Here is a 21107-nt window from a genome sequence, read left to right as displayed (position 1 = left end):
TTAAAAAGGAGGTGCTGTTTTGCAAAAGCTATCTCAATTTTTCGAATCAAAAAGTGCCGTTGCTTTAGGGAAGCTTTTGAAGGAAGTTGAAAACCAAACTCCAGCAAGTATCGACATCCTGAAGGAAAGTTCGTTCCGAAAAGGAAATGCCCATATCGTCGGCATTACCGGTCCGCCTGGTGCGGGAAAAAGTACGCTAGTCAGCAAGCTGGCCAAGAAACTTGCTGAAGAAGGCGTCAACCTCGCTATAGTATGTGTCGACCCAACCAGTCCTTTTACAAAAGGTGCCCTTCTCGGAGACCGGATCCGGATGCAGGAATTGGCCAAGCTGCCGAACGTGTTTATTAAAAGCCTGGCGACACGGGGAAATCTTGGCGGCCTCGCCTCATCGACGGCCGATATAGCGAGTGTCCTGGATGCTTACGGGATGGATATCATTTTGATCGAAACTGTCGGAGTCGGTCAAATTGAATTTGATGTACTGGAGGTCGCCGATACAGTCCTGCTTGTCAATGTACCTGGCCTCGGTGATTCACTGCAAACGATGAAGGCAGGGATTATGGAAATTGCCGATGTATTTGTTATCAATCAGGCTGACCGGCCGGGTGCTGACCAAAGTGTCAAGGATCTAACTATTATGATCCGTGAATCGGGGAAAATGGACTGGCGCCCTCCGATCCGCAAAACAATCGCCACTCAAGGAGAAGGAATTGATGACTTAATCTCGGAAATGATGGCCCATAAGGACTACCTTCAATCGACAGGCTTGTGGAAGAAAAAACGCGAGGCGAGAAATCTTGCCAGGTTGGACAGCATGATTCATGAGCTTTTAACAAGGGCAGTTGACGAAACAATTAACCGCAGTGATTATCTTCAGCAAAAGATCCAGGATGTTAAAAATGGAATCAATGATCCTTTCACGATTTCACAAGAGATTGTTACTAGTTTGGTAGGAGACAAGACGACAAACCAATATGGAGGTTACCATGGTGCAAAAAACAACTAAAGAAACTGGGAAACTATTTGATCAGGACATTGTCAATGAAATTGAAAGGCAAAAACAGCGCTGGCAGGAAGAAACGGTTAAAGGCAGGGACGGCGGAGACAACTTTTATTCAGACTCCGGCATTCCGGTTAAACTTCTTTATACCCCGGATGATGTAAAGGACCTGGATTACCAGAAAGATATTGGCTTTTCCGGTGAGGCCCCATATGTCAGGGGTGTTTATCCAAATATGTACCGCGGCCGGCTGTTCACGGTTAGGCAAATTGCCGGTTACGGAACGCCTGAGGATACGAATGAGCGCTTTAAGTTCCTCCTGAAAAATGGAGCAACCGGGACGAGCGTGGTGCTCGACTTGCCTACAATCCGCGGCTATAACTCCGACGACCCTGAAGCAGAAGGCCATGTCGGCGCGGCTGGTGTTGCAATTGATTCGATTGAAGATATTGAAGCTTTATATGAAGGAATTCCGATTGACGAAGTCTCGAGTAATATCGTTACCCATCTGCCAAGTACAACTGTTGTATTGATGGCGATGTTTGCTGCAGCGGCCGAGAAGAAAGGGATTCCGCTGGAAAAATTGTCTGGGACGAACCAGAATGATTTCCTGATGGAAACGGCAATTGGCAGTTCGCTTGAGGTCCTTCCGCCAAAAGCATCATTCCGACTGCAATGTGACGCGATTGAATATGCAAGCAAAAATCTGCCAAGGTGGAATCCGGTCAGCTATAACGGCTATAACCTGAGGGAAGCCGGTACGACAGCAGTTCAGGAAGTGGCTTGCGCGATTGCAAACGCGATTGCCACTTCGGAAGAATTGATCCGCCGCGGCAATAAAATTGATGACTTTGCCAAGCGCCTGTCGTTTTTCTGGAACCTGTTCAATGATTTCTTTGAAGAAATTGCGAAATGCCGTGCGTCAAGGCTGGTTTGGCACGAGGTAATGACTGAACGCTTCAATGCCCAACATCCGAAATCCCAGTTGATGAGGTTCCATGTTCAGACCGCCGGGATTACGCTAACAAAAGTTGAGCCGCTCAACAATATCGCCCGGTCCGCGATCCAGGGACTTGCGGCAGTTCTCGGCGGCGCTCAGTCACTGCATGTCGATTCGTTTGATGAAGCATACTCTGCCCCAACTGAGGAGTCAGCGCTTATTTCGATCAGGACTCAGCAAATCATCCAGGCGGAAACGAATGTCGTCAATACCGTCGACCCGCTGGCAGGCTCTTATTTTGTAGAAAGCCTGACGAAAGAAATGGCCCAGCGTATCCGTGATTATATTGCGGAAATCGAAGACCGCGGCGGTTTGGTCGAGTGTGTAGAAACCGGCTGGCTGCACCGCGAAATTTCCGATTTTGCCTATCAGATGCAAAAGGATATCGAAAGCGGCAAGCACAAAATCGTCGGGCTCAATTACTTCCCATCCGAACAGGATAAAACAAAGGTGCCGGTCTTCAGGTATCCTGAGACAGCCGAAGCCCGCCAGAAGGAAAAACTTCGGAAGCTTCGTGAAAAGCGCAACCAGGAAAAGGTTGAAAAGGCGCTTGCCGTCTTGCGCCAAAAATGCCATGAGGATGTAAACCTGATGCCATATATCAAGGAAGCCGTCCTCGAATATGCGACCCTTGGAGAAATTGAAGAAGTATTCCGTGAAGAATTCGGCCTCTGGCAGTTCCCGTTGGCATAATTTGGGTTCCAGAAGGTTCCGCCGGCAAGGTCCGGCTGCTGGAAGGTTTCATTAGAATAGATCGGCCTCTGGCAAGTCCAGTTGGCCGCAAAAACTATACATTTCTTTTTCAAAATAAGAGGAGGTTTTCGTTCATGCAAGTTAAAGTCGTCATGGCTAAATTGGGCTTGGATATTCACTGGCGAGGCGCGCTTGTTGTTTCACGGATGCTGCGTGATGAAGGGATGGAGGTAGTTTACCTTGGTAATCAATTTCCTGAACAAATTGTCGATGCGGCTATCCAGGAGGGAGCGGATGTCATCGGGCTCAGCACGCTTGGTGGAAATCATCTGACTCTCGGTCCAAAGGTTGTCCAAATCGCCAGGGAAAAAGGCGTCGATTCCTTGATTATTATGGGCGGAGTCATTCCGGAGGATGATATCCCACCATTGAAGGAAGCAGGGATCGCCGAAGTGTTTGGCCCGGAAACGTTGATTGGGAATATCGCGGACTTTATCCGTTCGAACGTGAATCAAACAATTGCGAAATAGACGAATGCCTATGCCAGAGGGCTGCACAATTTCGGTGCGGCCCTCTATTAAACCAGTAAAAGGAGGGAGTCCTATGCTAAAAATGCCATTACTCAAGCAATGGCCGCCCAAATATGATTCTAGCTACCTTCCTGAAACCGATGAAAAATATTGGTACAAAGACATCGAGACGGCTTCAAAGGAAGAACTGGATGAGATTGTTTTTGCAAAAATAAAAAACGTGCTCAATTATGCCCAGGAAAAATCAGGTTTCTATCAAAGAAAGTGGGCTAAGGATGGATTCCATCCAGAGGATGTTAAAAGTTTAAAAGATTTCGAGCAGGTGCCGATTACAACCAAAGCGGAGGTAAGGGAGGATTTGGAGGAGTACGCGCCGTTCGGGTCCAATGTTTGTATTCCGTACTCCGAGGTGCATCGGATTCAGGGAACATCCGGTACAACAGGAAAGCCAACCGTCTTTTCGTTTGGAAAGGACGATTGGGAGCGGATAGCCCATCAGCATGCCCGTATCATGTGGAGTTTCGGGATGAGGCCAAGTGACCTGATGTTCATCGCGTCACCGCTCAGCCTTTATATTGGCAGCTGGGGTGCGCTAATCGGCGCAGAAAGGCTTGGCGCAAAAACCTTCCCGTTCGGAGCAGGGCAGCCGGGACAAACAGAGAAGGCGGTTTATTGGCTGAAGGAAGTTAAGCCGAGCGTATTTTACGGGACTCCTTCGTATGCTCTGTATCTTGCGGAAAAAGCAAGGGAACTAGGGGTTGATCCAAAGGATTTTGGATTCAGGATTCTGTTCTTCTCAGGTGAACCAGGAGCTGGCGTGCCGGCGACGAAAAAGAAGATCGAAGACACGTTCGGAGGAATTTGCATCGATTCCGGGACAATGGCTGAAGTTACGCCATGGATGAGCAACACCGAATGCGAGCATCGCCAGGGAGTCCACCTGTGGCAGGATGTGGTGTATACGGAGGTTGTCGATCGCGATACTCATCGTCTCGTTCCTTACGGAGAAGAAGGTGTTCCTGTTTACACTCCGCTTGAACGAACCTCTCAGCCGGTCATTCGCTATTGGTCAGGTGATTTAACGACCTGGACAGATGAACCATGCTCATGCGGGCGGGTGTATCCACGCCTGCCAAAGGGGATTTATGGCCGAATTGATGACATGGTCACAGTGCGCGGCGTCAATGTTTATGCGAGCCTGCTGGAAAATGTCATAAGAAGAATCGACGGACTAGGGGAAGAATTCGTAATGGTCGTTACCCGTGACCACATTATGGACGAAGTGACCGTCCAATGTGAAAGCCTGGGAACGAGAAATGAAACCGAGTTGAAGGACCAGCTTTCAAGGGAACTGAAGCGGGAATGCGGTGTCACATTCGCCATCGACCTGCTTCCGCTGGGAACACTTGATAGGACGCAATTTAAGGCGAAGCGGGTAATTGATAAGCGGAATTTTAGGTCGTAATTTCAACGGGAGGGAATGTTTTTGCATTTCCTCTCTAGCCATGAAAGGGGAGGCATACATATGAAGCTGAAAGATCAAGTAGCATTGATAACCGGCGGAGCGAATGGAATCGGCAAAGTAACAGCCGAGAAATTTCTGCGTGAAGGGGCAAAAGTTGTTATAAGCGACTTCAATGAAGAAGCGGGACAAAAAGCGGAACGGGAGCTTGCCGAAATTGGAACAGTAAAATTCGTCCATGGTAACGTTGCTGATACGGAAGGCGTAAAACGAATGGTTGAGGAGGCGGTTGCCGCTTTTGGCAGGATTGATATTCTTGTCAACAACGCCGGAATCACCATCGATGGGCTGCTGACAAAAATGGATGAAGATTCATGGGAAAAAGTGATTTCCGTTAATTTGACGGGTGTGTTTAAGTGTACGAAAGAAGTTGTTCCCCTCATGCTCGAGCAAGGATCCGGTGTCATCTTGAATGCTTCGTCGGTGGTCGGCATCCATGGAAATGTAGGGCAGACAAATTATGCGGCTACTAAGGCGGGGGTAATTGGCTTGACGAAAAGCTGGGCAAAGGAGTTCGGTCCTAAGGGAATCAGAGTCAATGCTGTCGCGCCAGGCTTCATTGTCACCGACATGACGGCAAAGGTGCCGCAAAAGATTCTTGATATGATGGAGTCCAAAACTCCGCTGCGAAAGCTCGGCCGTCCCGAAGATATTGCCGCTGCCTATTTGTTTTTAGCCAGTGAGGACGCAGGGTTCATTAATGGCACAGTATTAAGCGTTGACGGCGGGCTGGTCATTTAATCTAGCGCTATTTGAAGGAAAAGGAAGCAGGGAATAGTCCCCTGCTTCCTTTTCTCGTCTATACTTGCCGTAAATTTATGTATCACATGAAGGTATCTAATTCGTTTTCAGTGTGCATGTGTTAATAAGATGAGCTAAGCCGGGTGTACTCGAATGAAAATGGCTGGGTAAGCTCCAGGGTTGCAAGATCTGCATCAATATAGAGATAGCCGTTTTTTTGTTGTATGAGCAAGGCTTTCTTAAGCTGAAGTATACTCATCCCGGGGCGTTTTTTAAGCATTTCCGCTAATGTCGTTTTCATGCTTAACCATCCTTTCATTCTTTCGTTACCACTATTATCACATTGTTTTCGTTAGAAATGTGAGTTAAATGTTGCAGCATGTTGACCAATTCGTGTCAAATTTTCGTCTAAATGGGACTAGCCTGCTGTAGATTTTTGTCGTTTTAGGGTTGGTGGCTTGAGGTTTTAAGGTGGGTGCTCCTAAATTTGGGAGTGTAGGCGAACTGGGGTGGGGCTGCCTGGCTTGATGGCATCGACCGATTTTCCCAAAAAAACAACCCGCTAGCCTGAATTGGTTAGCGGGTTGTTTGCTCTCGTTCGTCTAGCTCCAGCGCCTATCGCCTAGCAAACTTCAGGTCTCCTCCCTACGATAAGTCATCATCGAATCGCTATCGCTCTTCGTGATTCCTTTATCTCAGTCGAAGCCCCTCCATTTTGTACGGCGATGATCGAGGCGCTTGCGCTTTTGTTCTTATATAATGCTTTGGTGTTCGGTTTTGTGTTTTGTAGCTATGCTTACGAGCACGAATACAAGGAGTGATGCAATTATTGGAATTGTTACACTATGCATGCCAAATAAATTTCCATGAGCTTGATAAATATAAACATACGAAACAAGTCCGACTATCATCGATGAGATGGCTCCGTATTTATTGGCGCCTTTCCAATAGAGGCCAAGCACGACGTTCCATAAGAAGGCCGATTCAAGTCCGCCAAAAGCGAACAGGTTCAGCCAAATTAATAGTTCTGGCGGATTTAAGGCAAAGAGCACAACGGCTATTCCGACAACGGTTGTGACGATAAAGCTCATCCGCTTTATTTCCGCTTCTTTTGCAGCTGGTTTGATATAGTTCAAGTACACGTCTTTCACAAGCGTCGAGCTTACTAAGATAAGCAATGCGTTGACTGTGGACATGATGGCTGCCATCGGGGCTGCCAATACGACTCCGGCAAGTACCGGCGGCAAAATTTCGAGTGTTAAGGTCGGCATGACTTTGTCGCCAATTTCAATCCCTGGAATGACGGCCCGGCCGAAAACTCCGATCAAGTGCATCCCAAACATGATTGTTCCGATGCCAATTGTTCCGATGATAATCGCGCGATGCATGCCTTTTGAGTCTTTGTAGCTCATTGCGCGAACGGCGATTTGCGGCAAGCCGATGACGCCGATTCCAATTAAGATCCAGAAGGTAGATACATAGAGCGGCGAAAGGCTTGCATCTGCGCCGTACGGTGAAACTAGATTTGGATTTTCAGCAACAAGTTCAGCCATGATCGCAGAAACTCCGCCGCCTTCGATTATAACGGCGACGAGTAAAATCACGGTGCCAATAATCATTACTGAACCTTGCAGTGCATCAGTTAGGGCAACAGCCGCAAAGCCGCCGACAATAACATAGACAAGGACGGCCACTGCGAAAATCAGCAAGGCTCCCCGGTAGGATAAGCCTGTTAATGATTCGATTAAGCGTGCTCCGCCAACCCATTGTGCGGTCATTGAAGCAAATAAAAACACAAAGATCGCAAGTGAGGAAAGCAGCACGATTGCATTTGATTGATAGCGTGCCTTTAGGAAGTCAATTAACGTAATTGCTTCATATTTACGTGCGATGATCGCGAACTTCTTTCCTAAAATCATCAGGACAAAGTAGCCAGCTGGCAATTGAGCCATCGCAAGCAACACCCAGCCGAGGCCGGTTTGATAGGCTACACCTGGACCGCCAATAAAGCTTGAGGCACTTCCATATGTCGCCATCATCGTCATCGCGAGCAGGAAGCCGCCCATTTCGCGGCCGCCCAGGAAATAATCCGATAGAAACGAATTTGATCGCCGAACATAAGCGTTTGCCCAAAAGCCAATAAAGAAAATAATAATAAGAAATAGTGCGAGTGGAGCGATTACTTGCCAGTGCATTCTTCATCTCCCTCTTCAAGTGGAACTTCGGTGAAGAAGAATTTCATGACTATGGCTATTAAAACAATCATGAAAATCGTCCCAGCAATGCAGCTATAAAAGAACCATGCTGGAAAACCGAGGATATACGTATATGTTGCCGGGTCCTGATTTCCGAGCCCATACGCAAAACCATACCAAATAATAAAGTTTATTATTACAAGAATCACACCGATAATTGCTTCCCGGTGTGCAACTTTAAAGCGTTTATCTTCCATATGCACACACCTTTCCCTTTTATATTTTAAACGTACTTTCTGGAAAAACAAGCAGGAATGCAAACTAGGAGGGTTCTTGTCTGCTGGAAATGAAAGGATAGATTTCTATCGAAAGCTGGAGGGTATGGGATGTAGGGACTAGAAGAGGGGGGACATAATCGAAGCTTTGCTATTCTTCCTTTTTGCAGTTTTTTGTTGAGGGCTGTGCGTATAGGCATGAGATGGGGCCTCGGTGTATCGGCCAGTTTTTCCAAAAAAGAAAAAAATCTTTAAAACTAGTAGCGCTCTGGCGTTACTTTTTTTATGCTTATTATATGAAATTGGAGATTAGGACAGAGGGATGGCTAATGAAAACCATCCCATCTTTACCCTTTACCGAGAGAGGATGTGCAGCTTGAAGATGGCGGATAGGATACTGGTTTTGAAGGAGCTTTTGGAGAAGCGGGCGTATCGGGAGGCATTTGGCCTTTTGAATGCGGAGCTTGAGGAGCTGAAGGGGCAGCCGCTTTCGGTTGTGCGCAAGGCGCTTGCTGATATTGGGACTGTGGATGAGTTTTATACGCTGATTAAGTTGGCGGACCGCGGGGCGATGTACCGGCTTGTTTCAATTCTTTCCCGGGCTGCGCATAAACGTTTCAATACGCTGCAGACGGCTGTCTGGTATTGTGACGAGCTGCTCGATAGCGGCCGGGCACTCGATGCCGAGGAGCTGATTGCGGGTTATATAGAAAAGGCAGAGAGGGATGCGGATACTCCTGCTGAGCATATAGAGCGGGCGTTGTTTTGCCAGGTTCGATGTTTGATTGAAATGAAAAGGTTTTCTGAGGCAGAGGTTGTTATGGAAAAGGTGAAGGCTGCTGCTGATGGGCCTAGTTGGGACAGGCTTGGGTTTTACAGCTTGTTGACCGGGGACAGGGAGAAGGCTGAGGTGTATTTGAAGAAGGGTTTGGATGATCCTGAGCTTGATTATTTCTGCTATCTTATTCTCGCGAATGTGAAGGCGGCCAATGGTGAGCATGCGGAGTCGCTTGCGATTTTACAGGAGGCGAAGATGCTGTTCCCGAACCTGCCGGCGCTGCTAGTAGAGGAGTTGCGCAGGTATCGGGACCTGGGCGATGATGGCCGGATGCTTGCTGTGATGGATGAGGTTGACATGCTTGTTCCGTTCCATTCGATGAAAGGCTATTTTGGGCATTTGCGGGCGGCGGCTCTTTACCGGAAGCAGGATGTTGCTGGACTTCGCAGGTTTTTGATGCAGGAGGAATTGAAGAGTTCAGTGTTTTTTGGAGAAACGTTGGGCGATGGCAACTGGAAGGAATTGCAGGTCACGCCGGTGGTCCAGAAGAATAATTTCTGTGTCCCTGCAGCGCTCGAGATGCTCACTGGCTATTATGGAAAGGGGCACAAGCAGGACGAGATTGCACGGCATATTTTCGATGTGACCGGCTCGAAGCTTTCGAAAACGGTGGAATATCTGGAGTCGCTCGGGTTTGCCTGCAGGTATTTTGTCGGCGGCAAGGCTCGCTGGCAGGGGCTGCTTGACGGGGAGGCTCTCGTGGTGCTCAGCATCGAGTCGGAGAACAGCCTGCACGTTCAGCTTTTGACCGGTTATGATGACCGCTTCGGGATTTATCATATCCAGGATCCGAATTTGCTGGAGACTCTTTATTTGAAGCAGGAAGACGTTGAAGGGACGGCAGCGAATTCGAGCTTTTTATCGATAGCGGTTGTGCCGGGTGAAAGGTCAGCGCTGCTTGATGGACTTGATGCCGGGGAAGATGCGTTCTTCCGGGAGCTGTTCCGGCTTTCCGACTTGATGGATGACGACGAAAAGGAGTATAAAGATGCACTGCTCGGTTTTTTGAAAAAGAACAGCCATCAGCTTTATGCACAGATGTTTGCGATTAAGCGGTTTTCCGGGGAAGGTGATTGGGCGTTTGTCAGAAAGTGCATTGAACGGCTGGCTGAAGCTCAGCCGGAAAGTGATTTTGTAAAGCTGTACAGTGCCCAGGCCTTTTTTCAGCATGATGAGTTGGTTCGCGCGGAGGCAATGCTTGCCGGGGTAAAGGAGAAATCATCGAGTCCGTTCTATCACTATCTTGCCGGGCGTGCTGCGCAGCTTAGGGATGATTATGGAAAAGCAATGCAACTGTTCCGGGATGCGGTTCAAATGGACCCTGACCAGTATTATACATGGACGTATTTGGCGCACGCTTATCTGGACTCGAAACAACCTGAGCTGGCGCTTGAGTTTTCGGGGATTGCGATGGAGGTTTCGCGGGACGAACAGTTCACCTCTGTGCATCATGCCGATATACTCGCTGAGGCTGGCCGGGTAACGGAGGCGGAGGAACTGCTGAGTAGGCTTTTGGCAGAGGATAAGCGGAATGCGTATTATTGGTATAAACGGGCGAAGCTTGACGAGCAGCGGGGCAGGATTACCAGGGCGGTTCGTGGATACAGGGTAGTTGTCGGGCTTGAAAAAGAATTGCCGTTCGGCTATTTGGCGCTAGCGGATGTTTATGAGAATGAGCTTGCTGATTTGGATGCGGTGGAAGCTGTGCTTGTTCGAGGGGCTCAGGAAGCGGATTCTCCTGAGCTGTATGTGAGGCTCGGGGATTTTTACGCCGGCCGGGAAGAGCTGGACAAGGCAGAGACGGTTTATGCGGACTGTATGGAGAGGTTCCCTGATGAGCGGTATGCGTTTATTGGACATGCGGACGTGCTAGCCGCCCGTGGCGAGGTGGATGCGGCGGTTGAATATTTAGCGGGGTGCCGGGAACGATTTGCGGAGGATAGCGAGTATTTGATCAATGGCGGCCGGATGATGGCTCGCTGGGCAACCGACAAACAGGATACGGATCTGCTTGAAAAAGCATTGGGGTTGTTTGAAGCTGGATTTTCCTATATTTATGGAAATCTTTCAGATGCTCTTGATATGTATGTGGATATTGTCGTCGGAACACCTTGTTTGCCTCGCGGGATCGAATTTTTAGAGGAGAAGGTGGAGGCGTTTCCGGAAGATGCGCTCTATCTAGTTTATTTAGGGGCTCTCTATGAATATGGGGATATGTATCCTGTGGCGGTTTCGTATTACGAAAAGGCAATTTCGCTGAAGGAGGACTCGTTCCCGTGGTTCCGTCTCGGTGAAACATATGTTAAGTGCGGACAGCCCGGGCTGGCAAGGGAAGCTTTGGAGACTGCGCTCAGGCTCGATCCGGAGGTGGATGGTGCTTTATCGAGGCTTGCTGAGCTAGCGGCGATGGAAGGAGATTCAGAGCTGGAGGCTTCCTGGCTGCTGAAGCTCCTTGGGATTGCGCCGGAACGGGTTAATGTCGAGCGATTGAGTTCATTGCTGGATGCAGGGGATTTGAGGAAGCTTGCTGATACCTTGAAGGGATTGGAAGAGCGTGCCGATATTGATGAGGTCTGGCGGTTGGATAGCCTTGCATATGTAAGGGGTGCACTTGGTGATTTTGAAAAAGAGGCAGAGTATTTGGAGGCTGCGGCTGAAGCTGCTGTGGTGGCGGCTGGTGAGGAGAGGCCGGAATTGCGGCATCACCGGGCTAAGCTTGCGATGAAGCGCGGGGCCTGGAAGGAAGCAGGGGTTCTTCTAAAAGAGCTGCTTGAGGAGTTTGGCGGCGAGGACGAACTTTATGAGACATTGGTTTCGATGTATGTCGGGTCAGGAAAGTGGATGAAGGCGCCAGAGTTCCTGAAGGCGTTGAATGTCGATAATGAAACGAAGAGTGCAATCTTTGCGAAGGCCGCAGAGGCGTTTGGAGACTATTATTCAAGCGTTGACTGGGAGGAAGGAAATGGTTCAGGAGGCCGGTTTGCGGTTGGTCGCTTGTTTAGGTCAATCAAGAGCAAGTCGAAGATGTTCATGATGATTGGCCTTGTAATTGATTTGTATACCACAGCGGCGAAGCTTGACTCTGAAAATGTATTGGCAGTGTTGAAGCTGGCTGAATTCCATGAGGGAATACTAGATATCCCGGGCGCGAAGAAGGTATTGCGGAATTACTTGGACAAGAATGGCTGGGATTCTGAAGTCGGTGAGCAGCTTGGGCTTCTTATCCTGAACTATGAGGAAAACGGCGCAGCGAAGGAAGAAGATTTAATTGAGGCACGGAGGTTATTTGAGCGCTGCCTGGAGGACACAGAGAATAGCCCTCATTTTAAAAAGCTGATCGGGTTTGCCGAGTTTCAACTGGAAAATGGGACAAAAGCCGGGCGGCTGCTGCATGAGGCAATTGAAGAAGACCCGTATGCTGTCCGTGGTGAGGCGTTTTATACACTCGGTGTGCTGTACGGCCAAAAAGGCAGGAACAGCAAGGCAGTTGAAATCCTTGAAGAAGGGATTCAGTACCACCCGTTTGACGTGGCACTTTATGTTGAGTTGGGCAATGCCTATGAAAGGCTGGGGAAAGTGGATGCCGCGTTGGAATCGGCAGAGCGAGCGGTGGAACTTGACCCGGATAACCTAATGGCCCGCTACCGCCGGGCATGCTTCCTCGCATTAGCAGGCCGGGAACAGGAAGCTCGAGATGACTTAGAATATGTCCTCGAACACGACCAAGACGGTGAATTCGCAGAACAAGCACAAGAAGAAAAAGCATTACGGGGAATTGAGATAGGGGTATAAATTAGGGGCTGGGCAAGGAGTGCTACTGGTATTGTTGGTTTTTTGCGTATACATTCCAAGCGCCAGGCCCGGCATTGATTAAAAAGGTTTGAGATCCGCCGAAAAAAAATAAAAACCAAAGAAGCAGATAGAATACCTCTGCTTCTTTTTTGGGAAATATAATAAACAGTCTATCCAGCCTGTCCACTCCACGCGGACAAAATAACCAAAAAGTCCATAACAGGGGTCTGACCCCTTATTTAAGTATAAAAACAAAATGCCTGCTCCATTTGCATAATGCAAAGGGGCAGGCATTTTTGTGCTTTATTTTGGATGAGGAAGTATGCCAGCTTTATGGTTTTACTTAATCAAGAGGAGGGAAGCGGCTCATGCTTCCTCCCGAGATATATCTTTGATCAGATTTCCATGAAAAAATTTCCAGACAATTCTCAAGCCTTGAGACGAGAAATTTGTCTTCTATTCGTGTATAGTAGGAAAAGTCTTTTCAAAAGTACCAACTTTTTGTTATTATATAAATTGTTGGTTGTTAGTCGTTTCCCCTTTTCCCCTTTCCCCTTACGCACTTCTTTTTAAACTTTCCGGGGCAAATAAAGCGACAAAAAATGGAGAAACTAAATATGATATGGGCAATTTTATAAAATGAGGTGGTTTGATGAATCCCATAGTAGAAGTCAGGAATGTTTCCAAGATTTTTGGAAAATCACCTAAAGCAGCAATTGATTTGTTGAAGCAAGGCAAATCGAAAAAGGAGATCTTAAAACAGACAGGTCACACAGTTGGCGTGAAAAATGTCAGTTTCGAAATATACCCTGGTGAAATATTTGTCATTATGGGGTTGTCCGGAAGCGGGAAGTCCACTTTGATCCGGATGTTCAATAGGCTGATTGATCCTACAATAGGCGAGATTTTGATTGATAATGAAGATATCGTCAAGATGAATAGTGCCCGGTTAAGGGAAGTCAGACAGAAGAAAATCAGTATGGTTTTTCAAAATTTTGCTCTGTTCCCGCATAAAACGATCCTGGAGAATGCGGAGTATGGACTGGAAATCAAGAACGTACCAGTGGAGGAACGGCGTGAAAAAGCGATGAAGGCTTTGGCAAGTGTCGGTCTAAAAGGTTATGAAAACCAGCTTCCATCCCAATTGAGTGGGGGAATGCAGCAGAGGGTTGGACTTGCCCGGGCCCTTGCCAGCGATACTGATATCATCTTAATGGATGAAGCCTTTAGTGCTCTTGACCCGTTGATTCGAAAAGACATGCAGGATGAATTGATTGAAATTCAAGAACAATACAAGAAAACGATCATTTTCATTACCCATGACCTGGATGAGGCATTGAGGATTGGGGATCGAATTGCTTTGATGAAGGACGGCAGCGTCATTCAATTGGGCACACCGGAACAAATCATGATGCAGCCTGCCAATGAATTTGTTGAGAAATTCGTTGAGGATGTTGATTTATCCAAAGTTTTAACAGCATCACATGTTATGAAACGAGCGGAAAAAATTAGTGTCGACCGGGGTCCGCGGGTTGCGCTTGAGATTATGCGGAAGCAAGGGTATTCCAGCATATTTGTCGTCGACCGCCATCGGAAACTCCTTGGAGCATTGACCGCAGAGCAAGCACGACAGGCAATCGACCAGAATCAGTCGATTTCTGAAGTAATGACAACCGACATTCCAACGGTTACCGAGGATACGTTATTGGCTGATCTCATGGATACGATGGCAACTTCAAGTCTGCCAATCTCCGTCATTGATGAAGAGAAAAGAATTAAAGGAATCATTATCCGCGGAGCTGTCATTGGCGCTTTAGCCGGCAATAAAGATTCCCTGAATGAAATGGAGGGGGAATAAGTACATGAATATACCGAAAATCCCTCTGGGAAGTTGGATCGATTCTTTAGTGGAATGGATTACCGTGGCGTTTGCTGGATTATTTTCATTTATTACAACTGCAATCGACGGGTTATTGGATCTTATCGTTAATGTATTAAGTGCAGGCCCTCCAATCGTATTAATCATCGTCCTGGCCCTTTTAGTGGCATATACGAGCAGATGGCCGTTAGGAATCTTTACGGTGGTCAGCTTGCTGTTGATCGATAATCTTGGATACTGGGAGTCAGCGATTCAAACACTTGCGATTGTATTAGTGTCGGGATTTCTGACAATCCTGATTGGTATTCCAATTGGAATTTGGTGTGCACAAAGTAAAACAGTGCAAAGGATTGTCACACCAGTTTTAGACTTTATGCAAACAATGCCTGCATTTGTTTATTTGATTCCTTCGATCTTATTTTTCGGAATTGGAACCGTTCCGGGTATTATTGCTTCATTTATTTTCGCAATTGCGCCAACCATACGTATGACCAATCTTGGTATTCAGGAAGTGCCTAAAGACCTGATTGAAGCGTCGGATGCGTTTGGTTCAACAAGCAGCCAAAAGTTGCTGAAAGTTCAATTGCCACTTGCCACTCCAACGATTTTGGCCGGGGTTAACCAGAGTATAATGCTCGCCCTATCAATGGTTGTTACGGCTTCGTTAGTTGGTGCGCCTGGCCTTGGGGCAGACGTTTACCGGGCTGTCAGCCAAATTAATGTGGGCCAGGGATTCGAGGCAGGTTTATCGATTGTCTTTATCGCGATTATCCTCGACCGGCTCACACAAAACTTACGCAAGCCGGCATATGGGCATGTCATTAAGGGAAGATATGTCGCTGCCATCCTAGCAGCACTTGTTGTAGGTACTATCCTTGTTCAAGCATTTGCCAAGGAAAATGCGGTTAAAGTCGATCCGAATTCGATAGGTGGCCAAACCAATTATGAAATCACCGGGATTGAACCTGGGGCCGGAATTATGGCACAGGCTAGCAATGGAATTTCCGAATATGGGTTGGATCAATGGAAAGTTATAGAAGGCTCTTCTGCAGCTATGTATGCTGAATTAGACAAAGCTTATAAGAATAAGAAGCCGATTATTGTTACTGGCTGGGCACCGCACTGGAAGTTTTCTAAATACGATTTGAAATTTCTTGAAGACCCAAATGGAGTATTCGGAGGGGTTGAAGGAATTCATACACTCGTTAGGAAAGGCCTCGAGCAGGATGCACCTGGCGCTTATAAAATCCTAGATCAATTTTCCTGGGAGACGGGAGATATGGAAGCCGTAATGGTCGATATCCAAGAAGGTATGAGTCCAGAAGAAGCTGCTGAAAAATGGATATCGGAAAATCAGGAGCTAGTAGCAAAGTGGACAAACGGGGCCCAAGAAGGTAATGGTGAAGACATCAACCTGGTCTATGTTGCCTGGGATACAGAGATCGCCAGTACGAATGTCATTGGCAAGGTACTTGAACAAAATGGCTTCAAGGTCACACTCAGCCAGGTAGAAGTCGGCCCGATGTTTGCCGGTGTTGCCAACGGAAGTTCCGATGCGATGGTTGCAGCCTGGCTGCCAAGTACCCATGTCGAATATTATAATACGTATAAGGACGATCTCGTTGATCTTGGACTAAACCTTCAAGGAACAAGAAATGGATTGGTCGTACCTGAGTACGTTGACATTAATTCAATTGAGGACTTGAAATAGGTTAGGTTATAGTAAAGTGACTTCAGATTTTTTGGACGGTACCTCTGCTAATAGGGGTGGCTTTAAGGATTAATCAATAGAACAAAAAAGGGACTTCCAGCATTGGGGTCCCTTTTTTGTTGAAAGCAGGAAGTGTAAGTATTTAATTAAGTTAACAAAATAATTATTTAAATTTTTGTGATTTTAGAAAATTTAGCATTGACAATCCAATAAAACGCTTTCATAATATGGATTGTAAACGTTTCAATTTTTATTTAAATAATAATTGAAACGTTTCAAATATAAGGTATGGTGATTGGTTATGACGACAATAAAAGATGTTTCCAGGCTCTCAGGAATTTCAATTGGGACCGTTTCAAGGTATCTAAATGGTTACAAAATTAAAAAGGATAACGAGGAAAAAATTAAACAAGCCATCAAGGAACTTGATTATAAAGTGAACCAAATGGCTAGGGGATTGAAAACTAACAAAACGTATACAGTTGGAGTTTTGATCCCGAGCATTACTGATATTTTTATCAATCAAGTTATTGAAGGAATGGAAGAGATTTTAGATAACGAGAATTATAGTCTTATTGTTTGTAATTCCCGCCAATCTCTTAAAACTGAAAAAGAAAAAATTGATTTTCTAAAAGATAAACGTGTCGATGGAATTATCATGATGCCAGTATCTAATAAAAGTGAGCATGTAGAGGAAATAATCCAAAGCGATATCCCGATAGTCCTAATTGATAGGCTCATTCCCGGAATCGTAGCGGATGCAGTTATTTGTGACAATGTAAACGGTTCCTATAGGGCTGTTGAAGAGGCAATCCGTCTGGGGCATAGAAGGATTGGAATGATTGCTGGGCCCACCGATATATTTACAGCGCAGGAACGGTTGAACGGTTATATCAGGGCTTTAAATGATTATATGATTCCTATCGATGAGAGTCTGATTCTGCACGGTGAGTACAAGAAGGGTGGTGGCCTTGATGCCTATCAGAAGTTTACTCAAATGGAAGAGCCGCCAAGTGTTATTTTTGCAACTAACTATGAGACAACCATGACAGGTATAAAATACTTTATGGAAAAAGGGATAAAAATCGGGGAAGACATCAGTCTTTTTGGGTACGACGACTCTGATGTGTTTCAAATGCTTACCCCAAAGATTTCCACTGTCAGACAGCCTATGAATGAAATTGGAGAAACAGCAGCACTGCTTTTACTTAAACGAATTGACCAAGACTACTCTCTGTTCCCGACAGTAAGCCGTTTGAAAACAAAGCTATTGGAAGGCAATTCAGTAAAAAAATTAAGTTAACTATTGGACCTTTAAGGAGGTGGTGGAGAGGGACTTTCCATCAGTTGTAATAAACAAGATTAATAATAGCTTTAATTATCCAAATGATAAACGGGGGAATATCTAATGAGAAAATTGCTGGCATTTATTTTACTCGCAAGTATGATGGTTCTTGCTGCATGTGGAGAAGAAAAAACATCCGGTGAAGGCAAATCAGGTGATATCACGATAGGAGCAAGCTTGTTAACTCAGTCCCATCCATTCCAGGTGGCAATTAAAGAGGCAATTGAAAAAGAAGCTGGAAACCAAAAAGTTAAAGTCGAAGTTGCTATTGCCGACCAGGATTTGAACAGACAAATTTCAGCTATTGAAGATTTCATTAACAAAGGTGTTGACGCTATTATCATGGTTCCAGTTGACTCTGATGGAGTTAAAGGTGCTGTTATGAAGGCAAAAGATGCTGGAATCCCTGTTGTTACTGTTGATATTAAGGCTAACGGCGTCGAGGTTGATTCACATATTGCAACCGACAACTATACAGGCGGTATGATCGCTGCTGAAGCAATGGCTAAATACCTCAATGGTGAGGGTGAAGTTGGGCTGACTACATATCCTGAGGTTCAGTCTGTACGTGACCGTATCGATGGGTTTAAGGAAAATGCGAAAAATCATTCTGGTCTAAAAATTGTTCAGGAGTTGCCAGGCCGTACTCGTGAAGAGGCTAAAAAGGCATCTGAAGATATGTTGACCGCTAATCCTAACCTTAAAGGGATTTTTGGATTCGGTGATGATATGGCCATTTCGGCTGACCAGGCTATGACAGACCGTGGAGTGGATGGTGTTGTTATCGGCTTTGATGGTCTTGAAGAAGCGCGGAAGGCAGTTGATAGCGAAAATACATTTAAGGCTGTTGTAGTCCAGTTTCCTGACAAAATGGGTGAAGAAGCAGTCAAGAATGCTGTGAAACTTGCAAAAGGTGAAAAAGCTGAGAAGGAAGTTCCAATCACACCAGGACTTTACGTAAACGGAAAAGGTTTCGTTGATGTGAAGGTGGAAGATGGAAAGGTAACGATTTCAGAATAATCACTTAGGAGGAAATGTCCGCGGGCATTTCCTCCTATTTAAAGGAAGTGTTTGTATGGGGACAATTTTAGAAATGAATGACATCAAAAAAGTCTTTCCAGGTGTCGTAGCTCTTGATGGGGTCAATATCTCTCTTGAAGAGGGAAAAGTGCTTGCGCTGTTAGGTGAAAATGGGGCAGGGAAATCAACGTTAATGAAAATTTTATCTGGAGCCTATAAACCAGACGGTGGTTATATCAAGTTATTTGGAGAGAAAGTCGAGATAAAAGATGTCGTTCATGCCAGGGAACTGGGGATCAGCATTATCTACCAGGAACTTTCTTTAAGTCCGAATATGACAGTTTCAGAGAATATTTGGGCCATGTACGAGCCAGTCAAGAATGGTTTAATTGACGATAAAGAAATGAACAAAAGAACGAAGCAGCTTCTGGATGAACTGGATATACATATCTCTCCTACCAAGCTTGTAAAGGATTTATCTATCTCAAGTCAGCAGATGGTAGAAATCGCAAAGGCTGTTTCATCAAATCCAAAAATTATCATTATGGATGAACCGACCTCGGCGCTGAGCTCGAAAGAAACTAAAACGCTTTTTACGATAATTAATAAATTGAAATCACAAGGAAGTTCGGTTATTTACATTTCTCACAGAATGGAAGAGTTGTTTGAAATCACCGATGATGTGAGTGTTCTTCGTGACGGCAAATATATTGGCAGTGTAAAAACAAGTGAAACCACTTCCGATGAACTGATTACAATGATGGTTGGAAGAAGTATGGAGGATGTGTATCCTCATAAGGATTTCACCTATACCTCTGAAGAAACTCTTCTTGAGGTAAAGGACTATCACAAAGAAGGCAAGTTCCACAATATTTCTTTTTCAATAAAGCCAGGTGAAATTCTAGGATTATATGGATTGATGGGTTCCGGTAGGACTGAGATTGTACAGGGAATATTCGGCATGTTAAAGAAGGACCGGGGAGAAATGTTCCTCCATGGAAAACAAGTTAAAGTTAATACACCATTGGACGCAATTGAAAAACGGATTGCTTTCGTGACGGAAGACCGAAAGCATGAAGGATTAGTATTGACTGCCAGTGTTTATGAAAATATGACATTAGCAAATCTTGATAAGGTCTTGAGTAAATTTAAACTTATTCAACACGAAAAAGAAAAAAGCATCACAGAGCATCACATTAATAGTTTGAAAATCAAGACACCTAGCATTTATCAAACTGTTAATAAACTAAGTGGAGGGAACCAGCAAAAAATTGTTCTTTCCAAGTGGTTTGAAATAGAGCCTGAAATCCTGATTTTGGATGAGCCGACTAGAGGAATTGATGTTGGCGCGAAATTTGAGATTTATAAATTAATGATTGAACTTGCTTCCAAGGGTGTAGGGATTATCCTGATTTCCTCAGAACTTCCTGAAATCCTCAATATGAGTGACCGGCTTCTGGTCATTAGGGATCACGAAATAGCAGCAGAGTTGGATCCTAAGCAAGCTACCCAGGAAGAAATCATGACCTATATAACGAAGTCAAAATCCAAAGTAAAAAATCAACCTGTATCCTCATAGGGGGAAGGAGTGAACGTGATGAGATTAAAACAAACTTTTCAGGACAACACGGTATTAAAAACGTATGGAGGGGTCTTGGCTGCATTATTTGCCTTAGTTATACTTTTTTCTTTCCTAAGCCCCCATTTTCTTAACACAAATAATATCTTTACCATTCTTTCTCAGGTCAGCATCATTGCTATTATGGCCTTCGGTATGACATACGTACTGATGATTGGAGAAATTGATCTATCAGTAGGAAGTATAGCGGCCCTCTCAGGACTTATTTTAGGGCTTGCGCTTACTTGGGGACTTTCCGGACCGATTGCGGTTCTCGTAACACTGTTGGTAGGGGCTCTTGCCGGTTTTACTAATGGTCTTATCTCTGCCCGTCTAAGGATTCCTACTTTTATTGTTACTGTGGCAACGATGGGGATTTTCCGTGGGGTAGGTTATGCAACAACTGACGCGAAACCTATTGCTGTTGACGACTCTTTCATCTTGCTTCTAGGGAATAAAAAGCTGTTTGATATTATTCCGGTGCCAGTCCTCATCATGGCAGTTTTACTAGTGTTTTGCCATATCCTCTTGAGTAAAACAAAATTCGGCCGCCGCGCAAAAATGGTCGGTGGAAATAAGACCGCTGCAGAGTATGTAGGTATTAACACAAAGTCGCTACAAATAAAAATATTTATCATATCAGGTATGATGGCCGCCGTTTCCGGTATTCTCCTGACATCAAGGCTTTATTCAGCTCAGCCTAATACTGGCGCTGGCTATGAACTTGATGCAATCGCCGCGGCGGTCCTTGGTGGAACTAGTTTGTCAGGCGGATATGGAACTGTATTTGGAACATTCATAGGCGCATTAATTATGGGGGTCATTAATAACGGCATGAACCTAATCGGCCTACCGTATTTTTACCAGCAGATTGTAAAAGGAGTCATTATTATAGTCGCTGTTTATTTGGATGTTCGCAATAAAGGAAGGATTCTCGGTAAGTAGGAG

15 protein-coding genes are annotated in these 21107 nt (G+C 45.6%); 12 read left to right on the top strand and 3 right to left on the bottom strand.

The genetic code is table 11. The features are described 5' to 3' along the window. Positions 1-19: 19 nt before the first annotated feature. The 5 genes from meaB (at position 20) to fabG (ending at position 5486) form a co-directional block, all read left to right on the top strand. Positions 20-1006, top strand: coding sequence for a methylmalonyl Co-A mutase-associated GTPase MeaB (meaB, locus tag TY16_RS06510; RefSeq protein ID WP_043931013.1), 987 nt, complete (start codon positions 20-22; stop codon positions 1004-1006). After that, the gene (locus TY16_RS06505; protein WP_231505571.1) at positions 990-2693 is read left to right on the top strand and encodes an acyl-CoA mutase large subunit family protein; all 1704 of its coding nucleotides are present in this window, start codon (positions 990-992) and stop codon (positions 2691-2693) included. The genes meaB and TY16_RS06505 overlap by 17 nt, the downstream gene beginning before the upstream one ends. A 134-nt stretch (positions 2694-2827) precedes the next feature. After that, the gene (locus TY16_RS06500) at positions 2828-3223 is read left to right on the top strand and encodes a cobalamin B12-binding domain-containing protein (protein ID WP_043931011.1); all 396 of its coding nucleotides are present in this window, start codon (positions 2828-2830) and stop codon (positions 3221-3223) included. A gap of 73 nt (positions 3224-3296) precedes the next feature. After that, positions 3297-4688 carry a phenylacetate--CoA ligase family protein gene (locus TY16_RS06495; RefSeq protein WP_043931009.1) on the top strand — a complete coding sequence of 464 codons (1392 nt, stop codon included), beginning with the start codon at positions 3297-3299 and terminating at the stop codon, positions 4686-4688. A gap of 60 nt (positions 4689-4748) precedes the next feature. Further along, on the top strand, positions 4749-5486 hold the full coding sequence (gene fabG / locus TY16_RS06490) for a 3-oxoacyl-ACP reductase FabG (RefSeq protein ID WP_043931008.1): 738 nt from the start codon (positions 4749-4751) through the stop codon (positions 5484-5486). 121 nt (positions 5487-5607) lie between these two features. Here fabG and TY16_RS06485 read toward each other — a convergent pair whose 3' ends face one another. The 3 genes from TY16_RS06485 to TY16_RS06475 all read right to left on the bottom strand — a co-directional run bounded on the left by TY16_RS06485 (position 5608) and on the right by TY16_RS06475 (position 7938). Further along, positions 5608-5787 (bottom strand): hypothetical protein, encoded by a 180-nt coding sequence (locus TY16_RS06485; protein WP_043931007.1) that lies wholly within the window; start codon positions 5785-5787, stop codon positions 5608-5610. Between the two features lie 451 nt (positions 5788-6238). Then, positions 6239-7681 (bottom strand): sodium/pantothenate symporter, encoded by a 1443-nt coding sequence (gene panF / locus TY16_RS06480; protein ID WP_043931006.1) that lies wholly within the window; start codon positions 7679-7681, stop codon positions 6239-6241. Continuing rightward, on the bottom strand, positions 7666-7938 hold the full coding sequence (locus TY16_RS06475; protein ID WP_043931004.1) for a YhdT family protein: 273 nt from the start codon (positions 7936-7938) through the stop codon (positions 7666-7668). The genes panF and TY16_RS06475 overlap by 16 nt, the downstream gene beginning before the upstream one ends. Positions 7939-8338: 400 nt before the next feature. Here TY16_RS06475 and TY16_RS06465 point away from each other — a divergent pair, with 400 nt between their 5' ends. From TY16_RS06465 to TY16_RS06435, 7 genes are all read left to right on the top strand, one after another. Then, positions 8339-12586, top strand: a complete 4248-nt coding sequence (locus TY16_RS06465) for a tetratricopeptide repeat protein (protein ID WP_231505687.1) — start codon at positions 8339-8341, stop codon at positions 12584-12586. Between the two features lie 652 nt (positions 12587-13238). Next, positions 13239-14444: a quaternary amine ABC transporter ATP-binding protein gene (locus tag TY16_RS06460; protein WP_043931000.1), complete on the top strand. Its 1206-nt coding sequence runs from the start codon at positions 13239-13241 to the stop codon at positions 14442-14444. 4 nt (positions 14445-14448) lie between these two features. Then, a complete protein-coding gene (locus TY16_RS06455; RefSeq protein ID WP_043930999.1) occupies positions 14449-16176 on the top strand; it encodes a glycine betaine ABC transporter substrate-binding protein in 1728 nt (575 codons plus the stop codon). A 301-nt stretch (positions 16177-16477) separates the two neighbouring features. Then, entirely contained in the window at positions 16478-17479 is a 1002-nt protein-coding gene (locus tag TY16_RS06450; RefSeq protein ID WP_052342621.1) for a LacI family DNA-binding transcriptional regulator, read from the top strand. 105 nt (positions 17480-17584) lie between these two features. Beyond that, positions 17585-18541 carry a substrate-binding domain-containing protein gene (locus TY16_RS06445; RefSeq protein WP_043930998.1) on the top strand — a complete coding sequence of 319 codons (957 nt, stop codon included), beginning with the start codon at positions 17585-17587 and terminating at the stop codon, positions 18539-18541. A gap of 55 nt (positions 18542-18596) precedes the next feature. Next, a complete protein-coding gene (locus TY16_RS06440; protein WP_043930997.1) occupies positions 18597-20120 on the top strand; it encodes a sugar ABC transporter ATP-binding protein in 1524 nt (507 codons plus the stop codon). A gap of 18 nt (positions 20121-20138) precedes the next feature. After that, on the top strand, positions 20139-21104 hold the full coding sequence (locus TY16_RS06435) for an ABC transporter permease (protein WP_043930996.1): 966 nt from the start codon (positions 20139-20141) through the stop codon (positions 21102-21104). Positions 21105-21107: the final 3 nt, after the last annotated feature.

The sequence above is a fragment of the Bacillus sp. EB01 genome, assembly GCF_000613125.1.
Classification (GTDB): domain Bacteria; phylum Bacillota; class Bacilli; order Bacillales; family Cytobacillaceae; genus Bacillus_D.
This window is presented reverse-complemented; position numbering and strand designations above follow the sequence as displayed.

Bases quoted from the DNA above. Each gene is read 5' to 3' on its own strand.
- TY16_RS06460 (WP_043931000.1), top strand. From the start codon at position 13,239: ATGAATCCCATAGTAGAAGTCAGGAATGTTTCCAAGATTTTTGGAAAA.
- TY16_RS06440 (WP_043930997.1), top strand. From the start codon at position 18,597: ATGGGGACAATTTTAGAAATGAATGACATCAAAAAAGTCTTTCCAGGT.
- fabG (WP_043931008.1), top strand. From the start codon at position 4,749: ATGAAGCTGAAAGATCAAGTAGCATTGATAACCGGCGGAGCGAATGGA.
- TY16_RS06455 (WP_043930999.1), top strand. From the start codon at position 14,449: ATGAATATACCGAAAATCCCTCTGGGAAGTTGGATCGATTCTTTAGTG.
- TY16_RS06465 (WP_231505687.1), top strand. From the start codon at position 8,339: ATGGCGGATAGGATACTGGTTTTGAAGGAGCTTTTGGAGAAGCGGGCG.
- TY16_RS06495 (WP_043931009.1), top strand. From the start codon at position 3,297: ATGCTAAAAATGCCATTACTCAAGCAATGGCCGCCCAAATATGATTCT.
- TY16_RS06435 (WP_043930996.1), top strand. From the start codon at position 20,139: ATGAGATTAAAACAAACTTTTCAGGACAACACGGTATTAAAAACGTAT.
- TY16_RS06450 (WP_052342621.1), top strand. From the start codon at position 16,478: ATGACGACAATAAAAGATGTTTCCAGGCTCTCAGGAATTTCAATTGGG.
- TY16_RS06475 (WP_043931004.1), bottom strand. From the start codon at position 7,938: ATGGAAGATAAACGCTTTAAAGTTGCACACCGGGAAGCAATTATCGGT.
- TY16_RS06445 (WP_043930998.1), top strand. From the start codon at position 17,585: ATGAGAAAATTGCTGGCATTTATTTTACTCGCAAGTATGATGGTTCTT.
- panF (WP_043931006.1), bottom strand. From the start codon at position 7,681: ATGCACTGGCAAGTAATCGCTCCACTCGCACTATTTCTTATTATTATT.
- TY16_RS06485 (WP_043931007.1), bottom strand. From the start codon at position 5,787: ATGAAAACGACATTAGCGGAAATGCTTAAAAAACGCCCCGGGATGAGT.
- TY16_RS06500 (WP_043931011.1), top strand. From the start codon at position 2,828: ATGCAAGTTAAAGTCGTCATGGCTAAATTGGGCTTGGATATTCACTGG.